The sequence below is a fragment of the Bradyrhizobium sp. USDA 3262 genome (genome assembly GCF_054060035.1).
The window spans coordinates 2,720,717-2,746,037 of sequence record NZ_JBSSCT010000001.1; the positions used below are offsets into that span (position 1 = coordinate 2,720,717).

At 58.8% G+C, this 25,321-nt stretch carries 18 protein-coding genes and 1 pseudogene; 9 read left to right on the forward strand and 10 right to left on the reverse strand.

Going from position 1 to position 25,321, the window contains the following annotated elements:
- The first annotated feature begins 17 nt into the window (after positions 1-17).
- Complete coding sequence (locus ACVWYP_RS12725; protein WP_304498882.1) at positions 18-206, forward strand: DUF3606 domain-containing protein; 189 nt, start codon at positions 18-20, stop codon at positions 204-206.
- A 26-nt stretch (positions 207-232) separates the two neighbouring features.
- Here ACVWYP_RS12725 and ACVWYP_RS12730 read toward each other — a convergent pair whose 3' ends face one another.
- On the reverse strand, positions 233-511 hold the full coding sequence (locus ACVWYP_RS12730) for a hypothetical protein (protein WP_304498883.1): 279 nt from the start codon (positions 509-511) through the stop codon (positions 233-235).
- A gap of 303 nt (positions 512-814) precedes the next feature.
- Positions 815-2,131 carry a group II intron reverse transcriptase/maturase gene (locus ACVWYP_RS12735; RefSeq protein ID WP_453946154.1) on the reverse strand — a complete coding sequence of 439 codons (1,317 nt, stop codon included), beginning with the start codon at positions 2,129-2,131 and terminating at the stop codon, positions 815-817.
- Between the two features lie 62 nt (positions 2,132-2,193).
- Here ACVWYP_RS12735 and ACVWYP_RS12740 point away from each other — a divergent pair, with 62 nt between their 5' ends.
- Together ACVWYP_RS12740 and ACVWYP_RS12745 are read left to right on the forward strand one after the other, a co-directional pair.
- Positions 2,194-2,469 (forward strand): ribbon-helix-helix protein, CopG family, encoded by a 276-nt coding sequence (locus ACVWYP_RS12740; RefSeq protein ID WP_304498885.1) that lies wholly within the window; start codon positions 2,194-2,196, stop codon positions 2,467-2,469.
- 140 nt (positions 2,470-2,609) lie between these two features.
- A complete protein-coding gene (locus ACVWYP_RS12745; protein ID WP_304498886.1) occupies positions 2,610-4,388 on the forward strand; it encodes a recombinase family protein in 1,779 nt (592 codons plus the stop codon).
- Here the strand turns inward: ACVWYP_RS12745 and ACVWYP_RS12750 are convergent.
- The 4 genes and pseudogenes from ACVWYP_RS12750 to ACVWYP_RS12765 form a co-directional block, all read right to left on the reverse strand.
- A pseudogene (locus tag ACVWYP_RS12750) lies at positions 4,320-4,913 on the reverse strand (reverse transcriptase domain-containing protein); the annotation flags it as partial. The gene ACVWYP_RS12745 and the pseudogene ACVWYP_RS12750 sit on opposite strands and share 69 nt — an antisense overlap.
- A gap of 1,033 nt (positions 4,914-5,946) precedes the next feature.
- Positions 5,947-6,321 carry an NUDIX hydrolase gene (locus ACVWYP_RS12755; RefSeq protein ID WP_304498887.1) on the reverse strand — a complete coding sequence of 125 codons (375 nt, stop codon included), beginning with the start codon at positions 6,319-6,321 and terminating at the stop codon, positions 5,947-5,949.
- A gap of 1,029 nt (positions 6,322-7,350) precedes the next feature.
- Positions 7,351-7,905: a hypothetical protein gene (locus tag ACVWYP_RS12760; protein ID WP_137482155.1), complete on the reverse strand. Its 555-nt coding sequence runs from the start codon at positions 7,903-7,905 to the stop codon at positions 7,351-7,353.
- A 924-nt stretch (positions 7,906-8,829) separates the two neighbouring features.
- Positions 8,830-9,051, reverse strand: a complete 222-nt coding sequence (locus tag ACVWYP_RS12765; protein ID WP_304498888.1) for an ATP dependent DNA ligase — start codon at positions 9,049-9,051, stop codon at positions 8,830-8,832.
- Positions 9,052-9,266: 215 nt separating this feature from the next.
- Between ACVWYP_RS12765 and ACVWYP_RS12770 the strand changes: the two genes are divergently transcribed.
- From ACVWYP_RS12770 to ACVWYP_RS12785, 4 genes are all read left to right on the forward strand, one after another.
- Complete coding sequence (locus ACVWYP_RS12770; protein ID WP_038387925.1) at positions 9,267-10,358, forward strand: IS5 family transposase; 1,092 nt, start codon at positions 9,267-9,269, stop codon at positions 10,356-10,358.
- Positions 10,358-10,702: a hypothetical protein gene (locus ACVWYP_RS12775; RefSeq protein WP_018268887.1), complete on the forward strand. Its 345-nt coding sequence runs from the start codon at positions 10,358-10,360 to the stop codon at positions 10,700-10,702. The genes ACVWYP_RS12770 and ACVWYP_RS12775 overlap by 1 nt, the downstream gene beginning before the upstream one ends.
- A gap of 641 nt (positions 10,703-11,343) precedes the next feature.
- Positions 11,344-14,448: an efflux RND transporter permease subunit gene (locus ACVWYP_RS12780; RefSeq protein WP_304498889.1), complete on the forward strand. Its 3,105-nt coding sequence runs from the start codon at positions 11,344-11,346 to the stop codon at positions 14,446-14,448.
- A gap of 722 nt (positions 14,449-15,170) precedes the next feature.
- Complete coding sequence (locus ACVWYP_RS12785; protein WP_456684108.1) at positions 15,171-16,124, forward strand: sulfite exporter TauE/SafE family protein; 954 nt, start codon at positions 15,171-15,173, stop codon at positions 16,122-16,124.
- A gap of 511 nt (positions 16,125-16,635) precedes the next feature.
- Here the strand turns inward: ACVWYP_RS12785 and ACVWYP_RS12790 are convergent.
- On the reverse strand, positions 16,636-17,700 hold the full coding sequence (locus tag ACVWYP_RS12790) for an IS630 family transposase (RefSeq protein WP_038380919.1): 1,065 nt from the start codon (positions 17,698-17,700) through the stop codon (positions 16,636-16,638).
- 280 nt (positions 17,701-17,980) lie between these two features.
- On the opposite strand from ACVWYP_RS12790, the gene ACVWYP_RS12795 reads away from it, so the two are divergent.
- Positions 17,981-19,120 carry an MFS transporter gene (locus tag ACVWYP_RS12795; RefSeq protein ID WP_028343461.1) on the forward strand — a complete coding sequence of 380 codons (1,140 nt, stop codon included), beginning with the start codon at positions 17,981-17,983 and terminating at the stop codon, positions 19,118-19,120.
- 250 nt (positions 19,121-19,370) lie between these two features.
- On the opposite strand, the gene fcl is transcribed toward ACVWYP_RS12795, so the two are convergent.
- Both fcl and gmd read right to left on the reverse strand, forming a co-directional pair.
- Positions 19,371-20,414 (reverse strand): GDP-L-fucose synthase, encoded by a 1,044-nt coding sequence (fcl, locus tag ACVWYP_RS12800; RefSeq protein WP_129964833.1) that lies wholly within the window; start codon positions 20,412-20,414, stop codon positions 19,371-19,373.
- On the reverse strand, positions 20,395-21,480 hold the full coding sequence (gene gmd / locus ACVWYP_RS12805) for a GDP-mannose 4,6-dehydratase (RefSeq protein WP_038380137.1): 1,086 nt from the start codon (positions 21,478-21,480) through the stop codon (positions 20,395-20,397). The genes fcl and gmd overlap by 20 nt, the downstream gene beginning before the upstream one ends.
- Before the next feature lie 1,424 nt (positions 21,481-22,904).
- Here gmd and glmS point away from each other — a divergent pair.
- The gene (glmS, locus tag ACVWYP_RS12810) at positions 22,905-24,731 is read left to right on the forward strand and encodes a glutamine--fructose-6-phosphate transaminase (isomerizing) (protein ID WP_028344267.1); all 1,827 of its coding nucleotides are present in this window, start codon (positions 22,905-22,907) and stop codon (positions 24,729-24,731) included.
- Between the two features lie 150 nt (positions 24,732-24,881).
- On the opposite strand, the gene ACVWYP_RS12815 is transcribed toward glmS, so the two are convergent.
- On the reverse strand, positions 24,882-25,316 hold the full coding sequence (locus ACVWYP_RS12815) for a response regulator transcription factor (RefSeq protein WP_050999497.1): 435 nt from the start codon (positions 25,314-25,316) through the stop codon (positions 24,882-24,884).
- Positions 25,317-25,321: the final 5 nt, after the last annotated feature.

A 25,321-nucleotide genomic window follows, 5' to 3' on the forward strand; every position in this document is an offset into this window, starting at 1 on the left:
ACGAACAGGAGGTATCCATGGCGGCAACGAAGAAGTCGAAGGCGGCGCGCGGGCGAAAGCAGGACCGGGCACGGGTGGCCGGCGGGCAGGACTACGAAGTGCAGCACGAGGCGAAGAAGACGGGAAAGTCGGCGCCGGCGGTGAAGAAGGCTGTCAAAAAGGTCGGCAACGCGCGCAAGCGCGTGGAGAAACGGCTCGGCCGCTGAGGTCGGAGACGGGCTGGCGTCGATGTTTAGCGTCGGTCCTCCTCGTCAGGGGGGCATTCTGGGCAGGTATCACCAATCGAGTCCAGCACGTCGCGAATTGCGGCCTCCGCTGCGTTAGGGGTGACGTCCGGTGGCGGGTCCTGACGGGCGATATCGAAGGCGCGCTCTCGTGCATGCGGATCGGCGCGGTCCTGCATCCAACCGTGCTCCTCGCACTCGCGGATGGCGCCCGCTTCCTGGAGCATTTGAATCGCCCATCCCCACAGCGTCCGTGTTGTCGGCCTTCGCTCAATGGTCATCAGCATTGAAATAGACTCCGAATACGACGAATCCTGTGGCCCGTCGTTTGTTCCGGCTGCTAGCAAGGCTGGGATTCACAGTCACCAGAGGGACAACGTTTTCCCCGTTCTGAGACTACGTGAAAATGCGAGGCGGTTCTCGCAGGGTTGCCTGCATCACGTGCACTCAGGTCTTTCAGTGTCTGCGCGTGCGGCCGGAGCCGCACCGGGCTCTCGTGAACCGAGCCGCGCAGCGTCTCGGTAGGGTAGGCGCGCGACACCTCCGAAGAGGATATCCCTACGCCTCCCCCCAAACCGTGCGGGCACCTTTCAATGCACACGGCTTTCCGTACGCGCATGCGCTCGACCGGAGACGGCTGCACGGCATGACGGGCACAGGACAATGGTCTTGCGCCGCCAGCCGGACCGTTTCCAGACCGCCAACGATCCGCTTCGCAGGTCACCTAGGCGGCGGAGATGATGCATCTCGAATGGTCCCGTCGTATCGCTGCACGCTTCGCATTTGCGAGCGTTAAGTCGATCGATGAGATCATTTGGGCTTTTGACCCACCACGCACCTGCCGTGACGTTGTCGATAGTCGGACTTGTCCAGTAGGCTCGGGTGAGATGCTTCAGTCTCCACAGCTTGATGCTGCGAAGCTTACCACGGACCACGGAGCTAACCTCGTAGTCCGTGCCTTTCCACAGACGCGCCATGGTTTTTGCTCTCGTCGTCCGATGTCGCATCGCCAGCGTCTTCACAAGACTGCGGAACACGACAAGCTCCAGCAATCCCAAGGCGCTCTTGATGTCGTCGGCAAACGAATGGTAGTTCGCAAAACCACGGAACTCTGAGTTATAGGCGAGGACGGTTGCAACGTCGCTGGTTACCAGGAACTGCTCGCGCGGACTGCCGGTCTTCTTGGCGAGATCGCCATAGCCGTGTTGCTTGCAGAACTTGGTGACTTCCTTGCGCGGCACCCGCAGGCTGACATTGCCGGTGGTCGGCCGACGCATCACGCGCCATGTCCGTCCAGCCGGTCCCTTGCGGCTGGATTTTCGTCCAGCCCCGTAGGATGTGTATGTCGAGACGCGATAGCTCAAGAAGGTCACTCCCTTTGAAGCGGCGTAGACCCCACTTTTCTCGGGCGAAACGGTGAGCTTCAAGGTCTCCGTCAGGAATCGTTCGACGCAGGCCATGATCTCACACGCTTCCCGCTTGCTCCCGATCACGCCGATGAGGAAGTCGTCGGCATAGCGGCAGTAGCGGAGCCTTTTGAAGTTGGGGTCCATTGGATCGACGGAAGGCACTTTCCGTCTCTCCTTATTGATGGCTTTGATCTCCGCAAATGCAGCATCGATCTCGTCCCGATCCGCGCCTTCGGCACGGAGCCGTTCAATCTTCCGGCGAAGACTGAGGACGCGCCGTTCCAACGCCACGTAGCGCGGGAATGGACGTCGCTCACGGCCTTTGTCGAAGTCCGCCTTCATCATCTGCATGTGCTGGTCCAGCTCGTGCAGATAGATGTTGGCGAGCAAGGGCGAGACGGCTCCCTGAACGCAAAAGATAACTTCCGCTTTGAACGCGTCATCACCGGCTGGCGCGATGGAGCCGTTGTTGATTTGAGACGCAAAAGGTAATACCATTATGTCATATGATTCGATCGACGCAAGCGCAGAAAGCCGAACGGCTGAGGGCGGCGCGACGCTTGCTCGCGAAGAAGATCGGCATGGCGGAGGCGGCCTTGGCGCTGTCGCGCGAAAGCGGCTTGTCGCTGCGGCAAGCCTATCGCTATCTCGAAGTGGCCAAAAGGAAGGAGCCGCTCCTTTCCGCGCCGCAGCCGTCTGTGACGCTCTCCCTGAAGATGCCGGCCGATCTCGCCCAAAAACTCCAGGCGCATGCGGCGGCTTCCAGGCTTTCGGTGAGCGAGGTGATGCGCCGAGCGGTGGCCGCTTATCTCGCGTCTGTCCGCGAAGATGGCTGAGCGGCGAAAAAAGCGCGACGTTCGACTCGAATTTGCGTTCGATCGCCTCGTCGCCGTCAAACTTGAACAGGTCTACGAAATTCTCGTTGCAGATCAGGTGCGCTTCGCGCGCGCCGGCGCCGATGTGACGGGAGGCGAAGATGAAAACCGCCGCGATTTACGCCAGAGTGTCGTCGGACAGACAGAAGGAGGAGAACACGATCGCCAGTCAGACGAGCGCGCTGATCGCTTTCGCGCGCGAGCAGGACTGCGACGTGCCGGCGGAATGGGTGATCGAAGACGACGGCTATAGCGGCGCAAGCTTGTTGCGCCCTGGGCTTGAACGACTGCGCGATCTCGCCGCAGAAGGGCGGATCCAAGCCGTGCTCGTCTACGCTCCCGATCGGCTGAGCCGGCGCTATGCGCATCAAATCCTTCTTATCGAAGAGTTCGCGCGCGCCGGCGTCGAGGTCCTGTTCATTCGCTCGAGACGGGCGGCGACGCCGGAAGACGAACTCCTGCTGCAGTTTCAGGGCATGATCGCCGAGTATGAACGCGCGCAAATCCTGGAGCGGTCGCGGCGAGGGAAGCGCCATCGCGCCCTTCAAGGCCAAGTGAGCGTGCTTTCTGGCGCTCCGTTTGGCTATCGCTATAAGCGCAAGACCGATCACTCTGCCGCCTATTATGAGATCGACGAGCGACAGGCCGGTGTCGTGCGCTGGGTCTACGAGCTTTACACCGCAAAAAACCACAGCATCGGCGCCATCACGCGCTTGCTCAATGAGCGCCAGATTCCGACAGCCAAAGAAACAGGCCGCTGGGAGCGCTCGACGGTCTGGGCAATGTTGCGCAATCCCGCGTATAAAGGAACGGCCTGCTTTGGCAAGACGCGGATCGCGCCGCGCATGCGTGTGACGCGGCCGTTGCGATTGCGCGGCGGCGTCGCGCCTCGCAACAGCGCCAATCATGAACTTCCTCGCACAGAGTGGATCGAAATCCCTGTGCCGACCATCATCAGCGAAGAGACCTTCGCATTGGCGAACGAGCTTTTGGAAGCCAACAAGAAGCATGCCCCGCGACGCACGATCACGCCGAGCGCCCTGCAAGGATTGTTGAGCTGCGCCAAATGCGGCTATGGGCTCTATCGCACCTCCACCAGGTCGAGCGCTCGACCCATCCATTACTACCGCTGCTTGGGCTCGGATGGCTGGCGCCGGCTCGGCGGGCCGGTCTGCGACAGTCGCCCGATGCGCCAGGATTTGCTGGACGAGGTAGTATGGAAAGAGATCGCGCGTTTGCTTGAAGACCGACACCTCATCGAAGAGGAACTTGAGCGCCGGCTCAAGGCGGCGCGCAATGCCGATCCCACACAGCGCCGGGAGGAAACGCTTCGCCGCGATCTTGCGCGCTCCCGGAAAAGCATCGAACGTCTACTCACGGCCTATCAGGAGAGCCTCCTCTCACTTGAAGAGCTGCGCAGTCGCATGCCCGATTTGCGCAGCCGCGAACAGGCTTGCCTGTTGGAGCTGCAAGCGATCGAAGATCAATCGAAGGAGCAGGAAGTTTGTCTGCGTCTCGCCGAATCCGTGACGAGCTTCCTCGACCGCCTGCGCTCGTCCGTCGACGCGCTCGATATAATCGAACGCCGACGCGTGCTGCGTCTTCTCGTGAAGGAAGTCCTCGTCGGCGACGACAAGATCGTCATCCGCCACTCCATCCCCCTCCCACCCACCCCTCCGGGCGGAAAGGCGCCCGGCGCCACCGATAGTTCCGTGACCGCTACTCCACCGCAAAGTTATCTTTTGCGTTCAGGGAGCCAGAACGCCGCCCTGTGGCGTGCCACTGTAAGTGCGTCCGTAGACCCAATCTTCCATGTAGCCTGCTTTGAGCATTCCTTCGATCAGACCAATGAACTTATCGTCATCGATCCGCTTCCTTAGAAGCCCAAGCAGGATGTCATGGTCGATGTTGTCGAAGAATCCACGCACATCAACTTCGACCAGCCACTTGCAGCCCGTCCAACTCTTCTTGATGAGCTTGAGTGCGGTATGACAGGATCGCCCCGGGCGGAACCCATGTGATTCATTGAGGAACACAGGTTCATAGATCGCTTCGAGCAAAATCCTGACCGCCTCCTGAACGAGCCGGTCTTCCACCGTGGGGATACCCAGCGGTCGTGTCTTGCCGTTGTCCTTCGGGATATAAACCCGCCGGACCGGCCGGAAGCGATAAGTGCCATCTGCCACGCGCCTGGCGATGTCGGCGAGCTTCTCCAACGACATGCCGTCGAAGGTCTTGCCGTCTACACCGGGCGTCAGGGCTCCCTTGTTGCGGGAGACCTTTTCGTAGGCCCACTCGAAGAGACGCGGAGATCTCATCAGGCGGTGAAGGCCATTTACGCGCTTACCCGACCACGACAAAGTCGGCAGTGATTCAATTCTTCTCTGGATGGTAACGGCCTGCATCAGCAGAACCTTTCCGTCGAAGAATCTCTTCTACGCATACTGCACATGCCGTTATTGGTGGCATCGTCCTTCCCCCGATCGGAGGCGCTTTCGGTCCGGTCGCCCGGCCCTATACGCATGATCGTCTGCCTCGCGGCGGCTGTCCCGGCCATTACGCCGGGCATTTGGGTACTATGACGGCTCCGTCGCCATACAGGTCCTCGCAAGAACCTGTTACAGGCGATCCCGTAGTTACGTGTGCGGGGAGTTGCGGTGTGTTTAGGCGTCCTATTCGTCTCCTTGACCCACGGATGGTGGTCGTCCCACGCGGACTGGTGGCAGTTCGCACTGGCCGGTGCGATCGGCCCCGCGTGGCGTAGCGTGTCAGCCGCGTTCGCTACTGCCAGCCCTTTGGCGACTGGAAACTGGGATTCAGGCAATACAGCTTTCACCATGCACACCTTACTTTGTGCTCTCCACCGGGCTGCGGCGCGCGATTTCGAGACGTTTCCCGGCATGCTCTGGTCCCGTTCCTCTTTCGAGGTTCAGTCGTTTCCGACACCGGTAAGCCGGGCAAGTAAGAGCCCAACCAGTAGGCTCCATTCTTTCGAACACTCCCTTCTTCTTCACGCCACAACGGCGCACGCCGTGCGGCTTCGATCCCTCGCGCCAGAGCTTCGGTGCTCCTCGCCGGGGGCACTCGAGAAAGGGGCCCGCCGTCATGAAGTATGCCGGCGTCGCTATCACTGCCCCGTTCCCGGGTGCCCTTTTAACCGGTCTCGTCGCTGCACTCGGTCCCGCGTGCCGCCTTCGGCGTCGCTATGCTCACGCTCCTGCGGGTGCCATTTCTCTTTAAGGCGATGCGCCCTGGCGCACGCCTGGTCGGGCCTGCGGCCCTATGACCGAGCTCTAAGAGCGAGTCTCGTCGCGCATCGAGATCAAGTTCACAAAGAGATAGAAGGTAATCCCGTCCGATGGTAAGAGCCAATATGCGATGCGGCGAAGTTTGTTGCCTTGAGCGGAAATCAACGTGCAAGTAACCGGCTATTGTTCACTAGGGAAACAGCTTGTCCCGAATGTAGCGGGACGTCGGCGTTAGCCTGATCCGTCGCGGCTTGCGCCAGACCGCCTTGTCGATCTCCTTTGTGTCACCAATCTTCAATTGGCCGGACGCTTTCTTAGCCACGAAAACAGCATCGCTCATCTTGCGCCCAGATCGGCGGTTTGTGCCCTTCACTTCCTTCCAGAGCTTCAACGGCCCGAGTGTGATTTTCGGAAGTTCTTCCGCAACCTCTCGACGAAGGCACGCCCTGTCACTCTCACCGGCACGCTTGCGGCCGCCCGGAAACATCCAGAGCCCGTCGCGACGGCGTCTGACAAGAAGCGCACGCCCGTTCTTCGCAACGACAAGCTTTGAGGATTTCGCCATAACCCCTCAAATCGGTTTCACAATCCGAGATCTGTTTAGGCCGCTTGGGCCGCTAAGAGCAGTGACGCGGACCGCGTTCCTTCTCTTCACAAAAGGACTATCACGATGTGGGGCCGAGCTTGCATGATCCTGAGCGATCTATCGCGCAAACGTTCGTATGTCTTGGAGAAAGATCTTTGAGCAGTTAAGTTTTGAACTGCTTCAAGGAAGAGCAAGCTGGCATCGGCGAGGCGTTCTCGGTTGGGCAAGCCGCTCGCCTCTCATTCGGCGATGGCGATAGATTTTCTCTATCTCTCGTATCGGACATGGTCTTCAGGTACTCTCGATGAGCAATTTGATCCGACTCCGCTACAACACAATGGCAGACGAAAGCCCGGGCGGGGAGTGGAAATGGCGCGTGATCTTGGAGAGAGATGGTGGATACGAGGAAGTTCTCGTAAAGAAGCTCTCGATTAACGTGCCTTCATTCTCTCAAGCAGACGAGATGCCTATTGTGGGACGCAAGTATCACATTGCTTGCTACGGCGAATTAACGATAAACGACGGACACGGAATCATATGCAAACCCAGGTAAGGTCGCCTTGGTTCGGGCTGCTCTCCTTACACTTATCTTTTCCGGTTTGGCTCCGGTACAGCGAAGGTCGCCGCGGTTACGCGGATCTGCTTACCGCGCAGCCGCGCGGCGATGCTGTTCATGGTGGTCATCACGGCATATATCGGATTTGTGAAAACGTCTCATTTCGAGCCCCAGCCGGTGTCGTAATGGGCCCTGCTCCGAACAAGGTCTGATGACGGTAACTGTCCCTCATAGACGATGAGACAAAGACACGACTTTGAGTCAAACACATGGACTTCGATGCTCAAGGGACTTTCTGGCTAAGATGCAGGTCGGTCCAACAATGCGGAGATCACCCGCAATTAAACTGAACGACTGCCCAGGAACACCTTCACTCAAGCAAATTCAACTGCACACAGGTTCAGGCTGGCACGTATGACGTCGTCGGATAGACTGAGGACGATAAGGATCGTTCAATTATTTGTGCAGTCCGTCTGCTCTAAATAGAACGGCCCGCGGACACCCGCGCTGAACGTCTCGGCGGCGCCCAAAGCTTCAAGGAGGCGTGCTTTGGGGTCATTCCAGTCGCGTGTTGATCTCAGCGAGCCGAGCGCTATCGCATTACCGCATCCGCACGCATCGAACCCATGGACCGATTCTCCAACCTGGTAATCGTCCGAGATATGGAACAGCCGGGCGGCGTAGCCGACAAGGAACCTCCCGCCGTATTCAGCAGAATCCCTCGTCCTAGCAAAGCCGCCATACTTCATTCGAGCTCTCACGGCGTCGATGAAGTCGGTGACCATGTAAGTCATCACATCGACACCCACGCGCGGCCTGTTAGGATGAAAGCCAAACGCCAAAAGCTGTCCCATCCGGAATGAGCTGGTAAAGCCCATGACGAAATCACCGCTCCGGAATACCTTCCTGTCGTTGCGGACGACGAGAGAATAGTTCGAGTCCAAACCGGCGCTATCGCCACCGATGTAAACAGTGCCTTTATTAACCAGTCCAACAATACACGTCATTGCGCCCCAATCTCCTCAGCTACGGTCCGGAAGCAAACTACGGTTCATCGTGAGAACGAATTAGGTCCCTTCTGACGCACTAAAGAACGACCTGATTTCATTTCAGTGGCTGGTCGACCACCGCGCCACGCCTTTGCATGTTCTACCTCATCATTCTAGATCAGAATCAGACGTGAAGTTTAATGCGGTCGTGCGCGTGAAATGACGGGGTCAATGGCGTTATCGTGTACAACGATGGTCTTACCAGAAGTCACGACGGCCTTTGCAACCGCTCCCCTCGACTGGCCAGTTCAGCATCGCCACCTTTGCGCTGCAGTCTGCTATTTAGACCGATACCCCGGTCTACACCGGTTCCATAGTTTCGCCGCACGGCGATCTCCGGGCGGACTTTGCATTTGCAGCGACGCAGGTCCGCTCAGAAGATAATCGTGGGTGATGAGGTCCTGAACAAAGCAAGCAACGTACCAATCTGAATACGCATGTTTAAAGAAATTCGAAGGAGTTCGTCGCGTCAAAATCAAAAATAGCTCGCGATGTCGCCTCATCGCCCATCACCGACATGCCCTGGTCGCCCGGCGATGACTGGTTTTAGTGGTAAAGCGAACACGGCGAATTATGAGTAGGCGCCCTAGCGCCGATACAAATCCGGCTTGAATTCTTGCGGCGAGGGCGGGACAAAGCCGTGATCGTCGGGTTTGCAACAGACCGGACGCGGCATCCTGACAGTGCGCCGCGCATGCAGGCGTGTGGTCTTTGTATGGCTGAGCCGGATTCACCTCCCAGAGCCAGCGGGTATCATTGCAGAAGCTGCAGCGCGGTGAGGTAATGATGGATCCTCCCCGACACCATGAAAGAGCGAATGCCGCCCCTTACCTTCGGCAGTTGACAAGATTACTCGATTTCGACGAACAGCTTCGGCGCAACCTAGATCGCCTTATGCTCGATGCGTTTGGTGTGGGCCTGGGTCTTGCGGATCAGCGGCGTCAGTAGTTTGTGGAGATCGGTGGCCGAGGCCTTGTCGAAGCCGTGGTCGACCTTGCCGGCGTAGATCATCTCGTGACCCGTACGCCGGCCAACATAAATGTCGCCACATTCATCGCCGTCCAGCGCAAAGCTCTCAATGATGCGAGAGCATATCGCCTGCACGCGGACTCTCTGAGTCAATTCTGTGCATGTCGGCTTTTACAACCCGATCGTGTGGGCGGATTAGGTCCTTCGAGATGAGATTTGCATCCCGCCTCGAGCAAAACGAGTGGCGCAGTCGATCGCTTCCGAGCCGACCTAGCAGGCTGTTGAAAAAGGTGCTCGCCGCCGACCAGCGACCGTGATTCATTGGCTCCGACGAGATTCGGAGATGGGGCGTGCGCGGCGGCGACAATCGAATGGGCGAGCTGTTCAGCTACGTCGATCTGGAGGCGCGGGTGCGGCGTGACCATCCGCTGCGAGCGATCCGGACGATCGTGAACGAGGCGCTGTCGACGCTGGAGCGCGAGTTTGCCGCGCTCTATTCGCCGATTGGGCGGCCGTCGATCCCGCCGGAGAAGCTGCTGCGGGCGATGCTGTTGCAAGCGTTTTATTCGATCCGCTCGGAGCGGCTCTTGATGGAGCGGCTGGAATACGACCTGCTGTTCCGCTGGTTCGTCGGAATTGGCGTCGACGACGCAGCCTGGGACCATTCGGTGTTCTCGAAGAATCGCGACCGGTTGCTGGAAGGCGACATCGCGGCCAAGTTCCTGGCGGCGGTGCTGGCGCAGCCCAAGGTGAAGAAGCTGCTGTCGAGCGATCACTTCTCGGTCGATGGCACGCTGATCGAGGCCTGGGCCTCGATGAAGAGCGTGAAGCCGAAGGATGGCTCTGGCGAGCCGCCGGCGCCAGGCGGCGGGCGCAATGCCGAAGCGGACTTCCATGGCCAGAAACGCTCAAACGACACCCATGCTTCGACCACCGATCCGGATGCCAGGCTCTACCGCAAGGGCAAAGGCAAGGAGACGAAGCTGTGCTTCATCGGGCATGGGCTGATGGAGAACCGCCACGGCCTGCTGGTCGACGCCTGCCTGACGCGGGCCGACGGGCATGCCGAACGGGTGGCCGCGCTGCACATGATCGAACCGCGTGCCGACCGGCCGACAGCGATCACGCTTGGCGCCGACAAAGCCTACGACGCCGAAGACTTCGTCAACGAGCTGCGCTCGATGAACGTGACGCCGCATGTTGCGCAGAACACCAGCGGCCGCAGCTCTGCGATCGACGGGCGAACGACCCGGCACGGCGGCTATGCCGTCAGCCAGCGCATCCGCAAGCGCATCGAGGAGGCATTCGGCTGGATCAAGACGGTCGCCGGGCAAGAGAAGACCCGCTTCCGTGGCCGTGAACGCGTCGGATGGGCCTTTACCTTCGCTGCCGCCGCCTACAATCTGGTGCGGCTGCCCAAGCTGATCGCGGAGGCCGGCTGATGGCCAAGGTGCCCGGCTTCGCCAAGGCCTTTGCTGGCCGCTGGCGCATCGTCGAAATGGACAACTGGGACGGCGACTTCCTCGACCTCGTCGACGAGGCGCATCTCACCTTCAAGGGCAAGTCCGACGGTGAAATTGCCTTCGGTGCGCTAAACGGCTTCCTCGATGTCCGCTACGGCGCGCGAGACGGTTCGGCCTGCGCGGAGTTCTCATGGGAAGGGCACGATGAGAATGACCCCGCCTGCGGTCGCGGATGGGCTATGATCGGCACGGCGGGCAGGCTCGTCGGTCACTTCTACATACACAATGGCGACGATTCAGCCTTCGTTTGCGAACGCGGCTGAGTTCTTCAACAGCCTGCTAGGGATGATGAGAAAGCCCAAGAAGAAGCTTGAGTGGCACGAAGCCGCGTACAAGACGGGACCGTCGCCCGACCCGCCTGAGGGAATACTGTGGAAGTTTGAGTCGGACCGAGAACAAACCTTGGTATAGACTTTGCAGCCCATGCGATATCACCCGCTTACCTTTGTAGAGTTGAGCATCTGCCAGGTTGTCCATACTTTCGATTTTCAAAGCTGAATCATTCGATCGAACGGGTCGAAGCCTTGAACTGACGCGATTCACCTAGACGGTTTTGCGCTCCATTCAGACTTGAGCACGAGAGTAAATGGAAGCACGTGAGCCCACCTCCACATCCTGAGGCGGACCTCAGGCTGATTACGCGCAAAAAGGACTTGGGTCTTATCTTGCGAAGGCGCTCCCTATTCGAGATCGCACTCAGCCAAGCGGGATCGGCGTTCATCATAAGCAGCGAGGATGGAAGAAGCGGAAGGCTGAGCCTCTGCTTGGGAACGTACGAGTCTTTAGAGCGGCCACTTTAGTTTCGCTTATAGCAGGGGCCTGGCCGCAGTTGCCGCTTTAATGACGATGGCTGTCGCGCGACTCGCTAGCGAGTTTGCGTCACCCTCTTTGAATGCGAGTCGAGATGTCATTTACAGAGCTTTTCATCAAGCGTCCGGTTTTATCTATCGTCGTCAGTCTACTGATCTTGCTGATCGGCCTTCGCGCGGCCGCTGTTCTGCCAATCCGGCAGTATCCCAAACTGTCTAACACGGTCGTCAATATCACGACCTCCTATCCTGGCGCCTCCGCCGACATGATCCAGGGGTTCATCACCACTCCTCTGGAGCAGGCGGTCACTTCCGCAGAGGGCGTCGACTATGTCACTTCCTCATCTGTGCTCGGTGCGTCGACGATCCAAGTCTACATCAAGCTCAATTTCGATCCCAACGAGGCACTCACCGAGGTGCTGTCTAAGGTCAATTCAGTCAAATCGTTAATCCCGAAAGAATCGAACGATCCGGTCGTCACTAAGTCAAGCGGTCAGGCTACCGCTGTCATGTACATCGCCTTCTCCAGCGAGGAACTGACGGCCAGCGCGATCTCGGACTATCTCTCGCGCGTCGTGCAACCGGTTATGTCGACCGTCGACGGCGTCGCGGCGGCTGATATCCTGGGCAGCCAAAGTTTTGCGATGCGGCTATGGCTCGATGCTGCGAAAATGGCGGGGCACGGCGTGTCGCCGGCAGATGTTTCGGCTGCAATCGCCGCCAACAACTTCCAGGCCGCGTCCGGTCAGACCAAGGGCTATTTCACTATCTCCGACGTCACGACAAACACCGACCTGCGGAGTGTCGATGACTTCAAGCGCATGGTCGTCAAAGCGAATGACGGCGGCTTTGTACGCATGGAGGACATTGCGGCAGTCGAGCTTGCCGCGCAGACCACAGATGTCAGCGTCTCCATGAACGGCGAGCACGCGGTCTTCATCGGTGTCCAGGCGAGCCCGCAGGGCAATCCGCTAAACATAGTGCGAGGTGTTCGGGCGCTGTTTCCAGAAATGGAACGTAACCTGCCGCCGGCACTGAAGATGAAAGTGGCCTACGATTCCACCAAATTCATTCAGTCGTCGATCGATGAAGTGGAGAAGACGCTCATTGAGACCGTGGTGATAGTAGTGGTGGTCATCTTTCTATTCCTGGCCTCGCTGCGGTCGGTCATCATTCCCGTCGTTACCATTCCGTTGTCGCTCGTCGGTGTCTGCAGCATGATGCTGGCGCTGGGATTTTCATTCAATCTCCTTACCCTCCTTGCGATGGTACTCGCGATCGGTCTCGTGGTCGACGACGCGATCGTCGTGGTGGAGAACGTTCATCGCCATCTGGAAGAAGGTGCGCCGCCCCTCCAAGCTGCTGCGAGAGGCGCGCGCGAGATCGTGGGCCCCGTCGTCTCCATGACGATTACGTTGGCCGCCGTATACGCGCCCATCGGTTTTCTCGGGGGCGTCACCGGCGCGCTGTTCCGCGAGTTCGCGTTTACGCTGGCGGGGGCGGTGATCGTGTCGGGCGTGATCGCTTTGACGCTGTCGCCGATGATGTGCTCGGTCTGCCTGAAGAGCGCTGAGGAGGGGCGGTTTGCAAGAGTTGTGAACCGCGTGTTTGGCGCCACGACACGCTGGTACGGACGCAAGCTCGACCGCTCGCTCGACTATCGTCCGATTACCGGGCTGTTCGCCCTGACCATGCTGGGTCTCGTCGGTTTTCTCTATATGCACACTTCCAAGGAACTCGCGCCGGAGGAAGATCAAGGGATTGTATTCGCGCTAACCAAAGCGCCGAAATACGCCAACATCGACTACCTCAACTATTACGGCGCCAAGCTCGAAAAGGCGTTTCAGAAGTTTCCCGAGAACGATTTGAGCTTCGTGCTCAACGGCACTAGCGGCTCGCGGGGAGGGATGGCCGGCATGTTGCTCAAGCCTTGGGATGAGCGCAAGCGGTCATCGATCGCGCTAAAGTCCCTTGTCCAGGTCGAGCTGTCCAAAATCGAAGGTATTAACGCATTCGCGTTTAGCCTGCCGTCGCTTCCGGGAGGCACGGACGGGCTACCAGTGCAGATGGTGGTCAATTCGACGCTAGGTTTCCAATCCGTCTATGAGCAGATGTCGAACCTGAAGGATGCCGCGCGCAAGAGCGGTCTGTTCATGGTCAGCGATTCTGACCTCGAGTTCAATCAGCCCGTGGTACGAATCAAGGTCGATCGATCGAAGGCCAACGATCTTGGCATCACCATGCAGAATATCGGTAACGCGCTCGCCACCCTACTTGGCGGAAACTACGTCAATCACTTCAATCTGCAAGGCCGTTCATACCAAGTGATCCCGCAGGTGCCCCGCGAGCAACGCCTGGCCCCGGAAGCGATCGGAAACTATTATGTGAAGACCGCGAAAGGTTCGATGCTTCCGCTGTCTACCGTAGTCTCGGTGGAGACTGCGACTGATCCGAACGCACTCACGCACTACAACCAGCTCAACTGCGCGACCTTTCAAGCCGTGCCGATGCCCGGCGTCACAATCGGTCAGGCCGTGGACTTCCTGGAAGCGCAGGCAAAGAAACTGCCCGCAGGCTTCAGCCACGACTTCCTTGCCGACGCCCGGCAATATGTGCACGAGGGTAACCAACTGGCCATTACCTTCGCGTTTGCCCTTATCGTCATATTCTTGGTGCTTGCGGCGCAGTTCGAAAGTCTGCGCGATCCCCTCGTTATTATGATCAGCGTGCCGATGGCAATCGTCGGCGCCCTGATACCGCTATTTTTGGGCTGGGCGACGATCAACATCTACACCCAGGTCGGACTGCTGACGCTGGTCGGGTTGATTTCCAAGCATGGCATCCTGATGGTTGAGTTCGCCAATGAACTGCAGCTCAAGGAGCGACTTGACCGTCGCTCGGCTATAGAGATGGCGGCGCGCGTCCGGTTGCGTCCAATCTTGATGACGACGGCGGCGATGGTCACGGGCCTCATACCCTTGTTGACCGCAACGGGAGCTGGCGCCGCGAGTCGCTTTTCGATCGGGCTGGTGCTTGTCGCTGGCATGTCTATCGGCACGCTCTTCACTCTCTTCGTGCTGCCGGCGGTCTATGTCGCGATCGCGTCCGATCACCGAGCCAACGCGAGTGCCGGTCACGCGAAGAACGGTACCGAGGTTGAACTCACCGGCGCTGCTGATGCCCAGCTGGCCAAACAATAACGATTAATCAATCCGCGTTCGCTCGATTGCTACTCCAGATAGGGCGTTGTTCGCCGACCGCGGTGATTTCATCGAGTCGAAATTCACGAGGGTACAAGGATGATGTCCAACTGCTGCGCCTGTTTTGACCCATCGTTTGCCCGAGGAGAAGGGCTGCACACTGCCAAAAATGCGGCCGCTTCATGATGCCGGTGTGGTCAGCGATAGAGCCTGGGACGGCCTCATGCTTTTCGCGTAACGAGATCGTCGCCACATGCTGCCCAGCTTGGCGAGCGTCAGGCGGCCGGCGAAGAACTTGTCAACGCTGAAAAGGTGATGTTGCTATTATCCCAACGTCTCTGGAGCGAATTGCTTTACTCCCGTCTGAGCGCCTCGCATTGCTAGTTGAAAACGACGACCTCTGGGTTGCAACGACCTTAGGGTTTAGTTGCCGACAGTTCAAGTCCACTGGGGACCGTTCGGAACTGGTCGTCAGGAGCCCCTCGCATCTACGACCGCCGCAGTCATGGCTTCGATACGAAAACCAGCGATCGACAAGCCGAAAAATAGACTGACACGTATTAGCTGAGTGATCGCGGTCGGGTAGGGGAAGTACAACGCAGCTTCATACAACCGAAGTCGATAATAAGAGAAACTAGCGCGCTTGGCCACGGCCAAAAACCAATGTGAAGGTCGCCGGAGCTGCGAAGCGAGGGCGGAATCTGCCGCAATCCTGATGACCAATGTCCACGTCTGATTCGCTGACGTGTGATCGGACGCGCTCCGGACTAGGAAGGTTAAGTAAATGCCTGAGTTTGATGGTGCTATGCTATTTTTGGCCGGCAACAACTTGTTTTGCGGCCTTTGTAAATGGAGCCATTGGCTACGGTTTTTCGTCGCTCACTGTACCCCTTGCGCTGGTTTTCTACCCCAATCGCATTCTCAACCCGGCCATTGTTATCATCGAAGTCTTCGTCAACGTTTACGTCCTCTTCATCAATCTGAAGGGTGTGCCGGCGGTTTGGAGACGAGTGTTTCCCATCTTGCTTGGGCTCTTGCCAGGCATTGCGCTCGGGGGCTATGCGTTGGCCTCACTGCAGCCGGGCTGGATCAAATTCGCCACGTACACGATCATTTTGCCCCTGATCTTGTTGCAAGCCGCGGGCTGGCGCCGCCCTATCGAAGCGAGCTGGCTGATCGGTCTGCCATTCGGGTCGATGCTGGGCATCCTCTATTCGGTGACGACTATCTCCGGCCCGCCTTTGGCCATGCTGTTTAACAACCAGGGCCTCGTCAAAAACGAATTTCGCGCCGGTCTTGCCCTGGTTCGCGTAGTGGAATCGAGCGCAACTGCCTTTGTCTACTACAAGCTCGGCCTTTTCATTTCCGAAAGCGGCAGCCTGCTTTATGCCTTTATACCCAGTGTTTTGCTCGGCATCCCGCTGGGATCCTACGTCATTCGGCGGCTTGATCCGGAGATGTTTCGACGCATTTGCATGAGCTTTGATGCTTGGATCGTGGGATTCGGTCTGTCACGGGTGTTGATCGAGCTCGATCTCGTGCAGAACGGCTGGGCTTACAGCGTGATGACGGCGACAATACTGATCGATTTTTGCTTGCTATACTCATTCGTTACCACGCACAGTCCGACCTGGTCAGAACGACAGTCGCGGCGCTCCGCGGATATAAGCGCTTGAGGGATGCCGGCGACCAGCTCGCTATCGAACGCGCGCTTCCTGGACCTAACCAGATAGCAAAGGTAATTGATGACTGCACGCGATGCCGATGCTGCCCTTCTGGCGCCAACATAAATGGCAGGGAGGATTTGGTTGATTGCTCCATCACAACCCAGCGCTCCGACACCGGGAATTTGGAATCGCAGCTCTGATTTTCCGTCACGTTCGGATGATCTGCCGCGATCCGATGCCCCGGTATAGCGTAGAAGTTCCCCGCGGTCAGCTCCGGTCCTCCATGAATGTTCGTTGTATTGAGCTCAGGCGTAGCGCAGCGCCTTTGCGTTTTGTGAGAGCTTCCAGATTGACAGCAAATGCTGCCGGGGAGCTGACGGCCGTGTTCACGCGAGCTGTGGTGTTCTTCTCGAAGTAAACGCAAGGTCCGGGTGCCGTCGGCTTTGTGCGCTTTGCGACAAAGGCAACTCGAGCTGTTGCGCCTCTAACCGTCGGAACAAGCAAAGACTAGTACCCGGAATCAGAGCTGAGTGATACGGCGGCCTTTGAAACGGCGTTGACGGACCTTTTTCTTGGTCCAGACGAAGGGCTCGGCTTTGTCGTTGTACGCGTTGACGTAGGCATCGATGTGGTCCTGAAGCTGCTTGAGGCTTGTGAAGGAGGTGCCGCTGAGCGACTGCCCCTGCAAGATCGAAAACCATACCTCGACCTGATTGAGCCAGGACGCACTTGTCGGCGTGAAATGAAATTGCACGTTGGGGTGGGCCTTGAGCCAGTCCTCGTTCTTCTTGTGGGTGTTAAGGTTGTCGAGGATGACGTGAAGCTGGCGGCTCGGAAAGGCCGCGGTGAGGCTGTTCATGAAATCGAGAAACTCGACGCGGCGACGGCGTTTTGAATGCGTTGCGATGATCTTTCCGGTGGCGACTTCGAGCGCCGCAAACAATGTTGTGGTGCCATGCCGCTTGTAATCGTGGCTCTGGCCGGTCAAGGCGCGGCCATTGGGCAACTTCAGATAACCCTGCGCTCGCTCCAAAGCCTGGATCGAAGGCTTCTCGTCCACGCATAGCACAATGGCCTTCGCCGGCGGGGCGACGTAGAGGCCGACAACATCGGCGGCCTTGGCCGTAAAGTTCGGGTCGTTGCTCTCGCACCAGGACTTGCGAGCCGCGAGGTCAATCTTGTGGCTGCGCAGGAACCGCCAGACATATTGGACGTCAACATCGCCCAGCGCTCCGGCCAGCAGAGGACCGGTCCAGCGCGCAAACCCGTGCGGCGGCGGCTTATCCAACAGCTTCAGAATCCGCTTGTCGGTCGTCTTCGTATAGATCGGCTGCTTGCCCGGTCGCGGCTTGTCTTGCAGCCCTTCAAGGCCATGGTCGGCATAGCGATGCCGCCAAAGGCTGACAATCCGCGGCTGGACCCCAACTTCCTTGGCGATCGACCGGGTGCTGCGCCCGTCCGCCGCCAACAAGACTATCCGCGCCCGCTTCAAATCGCGCTGCAATGTCATCGGTGAGCGACAACACGCCTCTAGCACCTTGCGATCTTGCCTCGAAAGGCGGACTTCTCTTGCTTCGGGTATCATCCCGACCTTGAATCACGACTCACGTTCCAAGAAAAGTGGGTACTAGTGTCCTTCGTACGGCTAGCTATCCGAGAAAGATAGGCCAAACCGGTGTCCGGGGCTTGACGATCATTCCGCGTTGACGCTTGCCACTCCGGGAGTGGCTCGAGCTTTTGCGATGGCATCGCATTTGCAGGGATGAAAAATGCCAACGTGAGGCCATCATCGGACCGCTTGCAGGCGGCGCACACAGGATGAGGGGCGCCGCGCTCACCAGCCCGTTCTCTCAGGAGTGCCTGTGATACCATCTGCCAATTGGGCAGCCGGCCTGCTTGGGACGCGGCTTGCGTTTTTTGTTGCCGGATTTGGCCTCGCGGCGTGGGCGCCTTTGGTGCCGCTCGCCAAGGAGCGGCTCGCGGTAGATGACCGCATGCTCGGTCTTCTGCTGCTCTGTCTCGGAATGGGATCCGTTCTCGCTATGCTTTTGACCAGCGTGTCGAATGCGCGGTACGGCAGCAAGCCCATTATCTTCGTCGGTGGACTCGGCCTCGCGCTTATCCTGCCGTGGCTTGCTATCGCCGGAACACCTCTTGCGCTCGGTGCCACGCTGTTTGCGTTCGGCGTTTCACTGGGGGCGATCGATGTAGCCATGAACATCTATGCGATTGAACTGGAGCGCGCCACCGGCCGTCCATTGATGTCCGGCTTCCATGCCCATTACAGCATCGGCGAATTCACCGGCTCTGCTGCCGTGACTTTGTTCCTTTCGCTTCAGCTTGGTCCGCTTTTTTCAACGTTAGTCTGTTCGATGTTTATGATGATCGCGATTGTGTCGGCCTGGCCGCGGTTGACCGCGACGAGTGTAAGGCAGCAGGGGCCAGTGTTTGTCTTGCCCCATCGCAGTGTGGTGCTAATAGCTGCGCTCGCGGCTATTACGTTTCTTGTCGAAGGTGCAATGCTTGATTGGAGCGCTTTGCTTCTCGTTGGGCAAGATCTTCTCGCTGAGGCGCATGGAGGTCTTGGCTGTATGCTCTTCGCCATCGCGATGACTGCGGGACGTCTCGGCGGAGATGCCGTAGTGGAGCGAATCGGCGACCGTGCCACATTGATGCTCGGAACTCTACCAATCATGATAGGCTTCCTGGCTGTGGTCGCCGCGCCGGTTGCGGTGATTGCCATGGCGGGGTTCCTGCTTATTGGATTGGGTATTTCAAATGTTGTACCTGTGCTGTGTCGCCGCGCCGGCAAACAGAAGGTGATGCCGGTGGGCGTTGCAATCGCGGTCATCACGACAGCTGGCTACGCCGGTATACTGATGGGTCCCGCCAGCATCGGGCTCGTCGCACACATGACCGGCTTGCCTTTTGCGTTCGGCATGTTAGGCGCGCTCATGTGCATCGTCACGCTGTCGGCGCGGATGGTTATGGCCGAACCTCGCTAGGCCGCCGATCGAGAGGAAAAGGACACCGGCACGTTTCGAGCCAATGATCGGCTGCGGCGCCGGCGTTCAAGGCTGAGAGTCGATCAGATCTCAACCTGATAGCAGTAAAACGGCACTCTCGATCACAACCATTCCTCTGTTCCTGCGAGTTGGCTCGCTGAACCGTAGCTGGGATGTGCGTGTCACTTGGATGAATCGAACGTCCAACCGAGCGCTGCTGACGAAGAGCGTTGGGCAACGCGCGGCAAAGTTAATCGTTACGCGAGCGACGGGGCCAGCTAGGTGATACCCGTGTACGGATCCTCGGATGGGCCTGCTTACGCCACTTGTCGGGGACAAGCAGTGCCGTCCATTTGCTGTCGGCGAGATATGCCCGATACGCTAGCTGAATGCCATCTTCCAGCGCGGTCTGGGCATGCCAGCCGAGCCTGGCCAGACGACTGATGTCGAGCAGCTTGCGCGGCGTGCCGTCCGGGCGCGACGTGTCGAAGCTGATCTCACCGCGAAAACCGACGGCGGCCGCGACCATGAGTGCGAACTCGGCGATGGTGATGTCCTCGCCGGTGCCGATATTGACCAGTTCGGGCGATGAATAGGTCTTCATCAGATGGATGCAGGCGTCGGCGAGATCGTCGACATAGAGGAATTCGCGGCGCGGCGTGCCGGTGCCCCACACCGCGACGTTGCCGGCGCCCGAAACCTTGGCCTCGTGGAAGCGGCGGATCAGCGCGGCGACGACGTGGCTGTATTCGGGGTGATAATTGTCGCCGGGGCCGTAGAGATTGGTCGGCATCACGCTGATGAAATCGGCGCCGTACTGGCTGCGATAGGCCTCGGCCATCTTGATGCCGGCGATCTTGGCGATGGCATAGGGCTCGTTGGTCGGCTCCAGCGGGCCGGTCAGCATCGAATCCTCGCGCAGCGGCTGCGGCGCCAGGCGCGGATAGATGCAGGACGAGCCGAAGAACATCAGCTTCTCGCAGCCATTGGCGTGCGCCGCCTGGATCACGTTGCTCGAGATCGCCAGATTGTCGTAGAGAAATTCAGCCCGCAGCGTGTTGTTGGCGACGATGCCGCCGACCTTGGCGGCAGCGAGGAACACGGCCTGCGGCCGCTTGGCGGCAAACCAGGCGTTGACCGCGGCTTGGTCGCGCAAATCGACCTCGCTGCGCGACACCGTCAGGAGATCGGCCTCCTCGCGCGCCAGCCGGCGCATCAGCGCCGAGCCGACCATGCCGCGATGGCCGGCAACGAAGACCGTCTTGCCCTTCAGCTCAAACGCCGTGCTTGCCATTGGCCGCGTCCTGCCTGGCCTCGACGAGATCGCTGGCGACCATTTCCTTCACCAGCTGCGCGAACGGCGTCTTCGGCGTCCAGCCGAGCTTGGCGCGCGCCTTGCTGGCGTCGCCGATCAGAAGATCGACCTCGGTCGGGCGGAAATAGGTCGGATCGATCTGCACCAGGGTGTTGCCGGACGCCTTGTCGACACCGACCTCCTCGACGCCCTTGCCGCGCCATTCGATGCTGCGGCCGACCTCGGCAAACGCCAGCTCGACGAACTCGCGGACCGACCGCGTCTCGCCGGTCGCGAGCACGAAGTCGCCGGGCTCGTCGACTTGCAGGATCCTGTGCATGCCCTCGACATAGTCGCGGGCGTGGCCCCAGTCGCGCTTGGCGTCGAGATTGCCGAGATAGAGCTTGTTCTCGAGGCCGACCTCGATTCGGGCAACGGCGCGGGTGATCTTGCGCGTCACGAAGGTCTCGCCGCGGATCGGGCTCTCATGGTTGAACAGGATGCCGTTGCTGGCGAACATGCCATAGGCCTCACGGTAGTTCACCGTGATCCAGTAGCCGTAGAGCTTGGCGACGCCATAGGGCGAGCGCGGATAGAACGGCGTGGTCTCCTTTTGCGGCACCTCCTGCACGAGCCCGTAAAGCTCCGAGGTCGAAGCCTGGTAGAACCGCGTTTCCTTTTCCATGCCGAGGATGCGAATCGCCTCCAAGAGCCGCAGCACGCCGATCGCGTCGGCGTTGGCGGTGTATTCCGGGCTCTCGAAACTGACCTGGACGTGGCTCTGGGCGGCGAGGTTGTAGATCTCGGTCGGCCGGATCTGCTGCACCAGGCGGATCAGATTGGTCGAATCCGTCATGTCGCCATAGTGCATCAGGAACGGCACGTTGCCGGCATGCGGATCCTGGTAGAGATGGTCGACGCGCGCGGTGTTGAACGAGGACGACCGCCGCTTGATCCCGTGCACGGTGTAGCCGAGACCGAGCAGATATTCGGCGAGATACGCGCCGTCCTGCCCGGTCACGCCGGTGATCAGCGCAACGCGCCGCTTTGAGTCCTGAGCCGCCATTGTTTCTCTTAGTTCCGCCGGAACGAGGGCGCCCTTTCGAAACGCGATTTGCGGGGCCCTTTCACGATCTAGATGCGCAAGCGCGCACCACCCGCAATAAAAGGAAAGCGATCGTTACTCTAGTCATACACCTCACATAGAAATGCGCACTATATACATTGATTTATTCTCGACCGTACCATTCAGAGTCAAAAAGGAACGTCAGCTAACACGCGCGACCCACTTGACACCCGCGCAAACGAGCTGGACGAAACGCCGTACACGCAGACCCAGCTAGACGCGCTGATCCAGCGATGTTTCCTATGAGATGGATGCCGACGGTCTGTGTTCCTTATCCGTCTCCAGGTACATGCTGTATCCATTTGCGTGGGTCGGCCACGGCCGAATAGAGCGATGTGCTGAGGTGCGGTTGTCGACGCATTTATGGGGAATGACGGCGTGCAAGCCGGCACACAGTGAAGCTGCACACCAATATCGTATTCTACAAAGCGGCCCCACCTCCGAATAGAGCACGCGATCTGGGCGCTAGGGGCATCTACCTCTGCGCTTCTGCCAATAGTGCAGCTCGCGTAGGAAGTGGACGGTAGACGCAAGACAAAATGAGGAAGAGTAGCAAACGTCGGTATAGTTCTTCGAACGTTTCGATATCGAAAGCTTACGTCCGTACAATAGAGTGTTCGATGCCAATCGTATAGCTTACATCCGAGTATGATGAGCGTCTTAAGCCGTCCTAGAGCGGCTGCGTAAACACGCCGACACCCGGCCATGTGGAGAGTGCCGTGAGGCTGCATCCTTCTGTCCAATGGAGCTCGGCCGGTGCAAGCCTCTCGTGGATACCCTCGGTGAGGTGCGGGGACTCAGTGCCCCCACACCAGCTGCTAACCGGATCGGCCGCGTCGCCGCGCGTTCATCGGGAGTTTGAGCTGAAGAGCCGTGAATGGCTCATTAGCGACGATGAGCCAAATAAGACATGACGTTTTACTGTGAGACAACGGGTCTGTCGATCTGGTTCAAATGTCCTCAATCTATGAAGCCTGACGCCCTGCGCGATATATCCTCGCATTGGGGTTGTTGCGACGCCGGTTGTTATCGTCGCCATCGAGCAACGGATCTGTTTGTGCCGGGGTTAGATGCCGCACCAAGCCGCGCAAGCGCGCCTGCATATAGAGCCCACCTCGAAGCAGTCACGCCATTCGCGGCCGCATCGCAGTTTGTACTTGATAGCGGACAACCAGAGGCGGAGCGTGGCTGGGCGAGGCGATGATGGTTGAAAGACATAGAACTCACGCCTGTGAATGCGACGGTGACAGGCAACTGCATCAAATTCAGAACTTGATACCCATTCCCAACCGGGCGCGCGAAATTCGTGAAAATGCTCCTTTAGGGGACATTTGGCTTCTTGAACGTGGGCTGCATTGATCGATATGTGTGGAATAGTCGGCATCTTGGGACGTGGTCCGGTCGCTGGGCAATTGGTCGCTTCGCTCAGACGATTGGAATATCGTGGCTATGACTCCGCGGGCGTCGCGACGCTCGAAGGTCTCCGTATCGAGCGCCGGCGCGCTGAAGGTAAGCTGAGAAACCTTGAGGAGCGGCTGCGCGATTATCCGCCGTCGGGTCATAGCGGTATTGGTCACACTCGCTGGGCGACGCATGGAAAACCGACCGAGAGCAATGCTCACCCGCACGCAACGGAAAATGTCGCGGTCGTTCATAACGGGATCATTGAGAATTTCCGCGAACTGCGGGCCGAACTGGAGCGGAATGGAGCTCATTTCAGCTCAGAGACCGACACCGAGGTGGTGGCGCATCTCGTCGAATCGTATCTCAAGAATGGTTACTCGCCGCGGGATGCGGTACAAGCCTCGCTGCCACGACTGCGCGGAGCTTTCGCTCTGGCATTCCTGTTCAAAGGCCATGAGGATCTTTTGATCGGGGCGCGCAAGGGGTCGCCCCTTGCGATCGGACATGGTACCGGCGAAGTTTATCTGGGATCGGACGCGATCGCACTCGCGCCCTTGACTGATGCCATCACCTATCTTGAAGACGGCGACTGGGCCGTGCTTACCCGTACGATCTGCATGATCTATGGCGAAGACGGGGCTGTCGTGCATCGGGAAACATCAAAGTCTGGCGTGTCGTCACTCCTGGTGGACAAGGCGAACTATCGCCACTTCATGGCCAAGGAAATCCACGAGCAGCCGACAGCAGTCGGGCAGACATTGGCGCATTATCTCGATATGGCAGCCGAGCGCATAGCCCTGCCGCTCACACTACCGTTCGACTTTAATTTCATTCAGCGCATCTCAATTACGGCGTGCGGCACGGCAAGTTATGCCGGTTATATCGCCAAATACTGGTTCGAGCGGCTGGCGCGCCTGCCTGTCGAAATCGATGTTGCGTCCGAGTTCCGCTACAGGGAGGCGCCTCTGCGCCACGGTGATCTCGCGATCGTTATCTCGCAGTCGGGGGAAACCGCCGACACGCTGGCTGCGTTGCGCTATGCCAAGAGCCAGGGCCTGCACACGATATCCGTGGTCAACGTCCCGACGTCAACGATCGCACGCGAGAGCGAATCCGTGCTGCCGACACTGGCTGGTCCAGAAATCGGCGTCGCCTCCACCAAGGCATTCGTCTGCCAGCTGGCGGTGATGGCGGCGCTTGCCGTCGCAGCAGGCAAGGAGCGCGGCATGCTGTCCGAGATCGATGAATCGAAGCTCGTACGCGAGCTTATCGAAGTGCCGCGGCTGATTGCTGCGGCGCTGTTGGTCGAACCACAGATCGAGAAGCTCGCGCGTGATATCGCAAAGTCGAGCGACGTGCTCTATCTCGGCCGAGGCACATCGGCGCCCCTGGCGTTAGAAGGCGCGCTCAAGTTGAAGGAAATCTCCTATATCCACTCGGAAGGTTATGCCGCCGGCGAGCTCAAGCACGGACCAATCGCATTAATCGATGAGACTATGCCCGTGGTGGTGATCGCGCCTTACGACGACGTCTTCGAGAAAACGGTCTCGAACATGCAAGAAGTCGCCGCTCGAGGCGGCAACATTATTTTGATCACCGATGCGAAGGGCGCTTCGGACGCGACGGTGGATACGCTCATGACCATTGTGTTGCCAAACATGGCTGTAAGCTTTACGCCCATGGTTTATGCCATCGCGGTGCAACTGCTAGCCTATCATACGGCCGTGGTTATGGGGACGGACGTGGATCAGCCGCGTAATCTTGCAAAATCGGTCACTGTCGAATAGACGTCGCAGCAACGTCGACGTGCTCTCCCGCGGAAGTTCTGCGGATACAAGAACATGACAGATAATAGTCTGGCTCGCCGCCGCGTTCTGCCGGAGATTATGGAGACTGCGATCTGGGTATGGCTCCGGTCCGGCGCCAGGCTGATCGCGTCATGTGTCTCCGCCGCCGCCGTTCTCCTCCAGTGCGGCATCGAGATACTCGATCAGCGTATGTCCGGCGAAGGGCTTGGCCAAAAAGCCAGCCGCTCCTGCGCTCAGGGCTGAGGCGCGCACGCGGTCGTTGGGGAAGGCAGTAATGAAAATGAATGGCACACCGTAGCCACGGGTCCGCATTTCCGCGAGCAAGTCCAAGCCGCTCATAACCGGCATCTGCACATCCGTGATTACACAAGAGGTTTCGTTCAACCGCGGCGACCTCAAGAACTCCTCGGCGGACACAAACGTTTGAACGACGTAGCCACGCGATTTCAAAAGGTTCTCTGTCGCCGCACGGACCGATGCGTCGTCATCAACGACAGAAATCAAAGGCGTGGACAAGACAGGCCCTCCTGGCGCGGGACTAGCGACTGCCGAGGCATTAGCCATCCCTG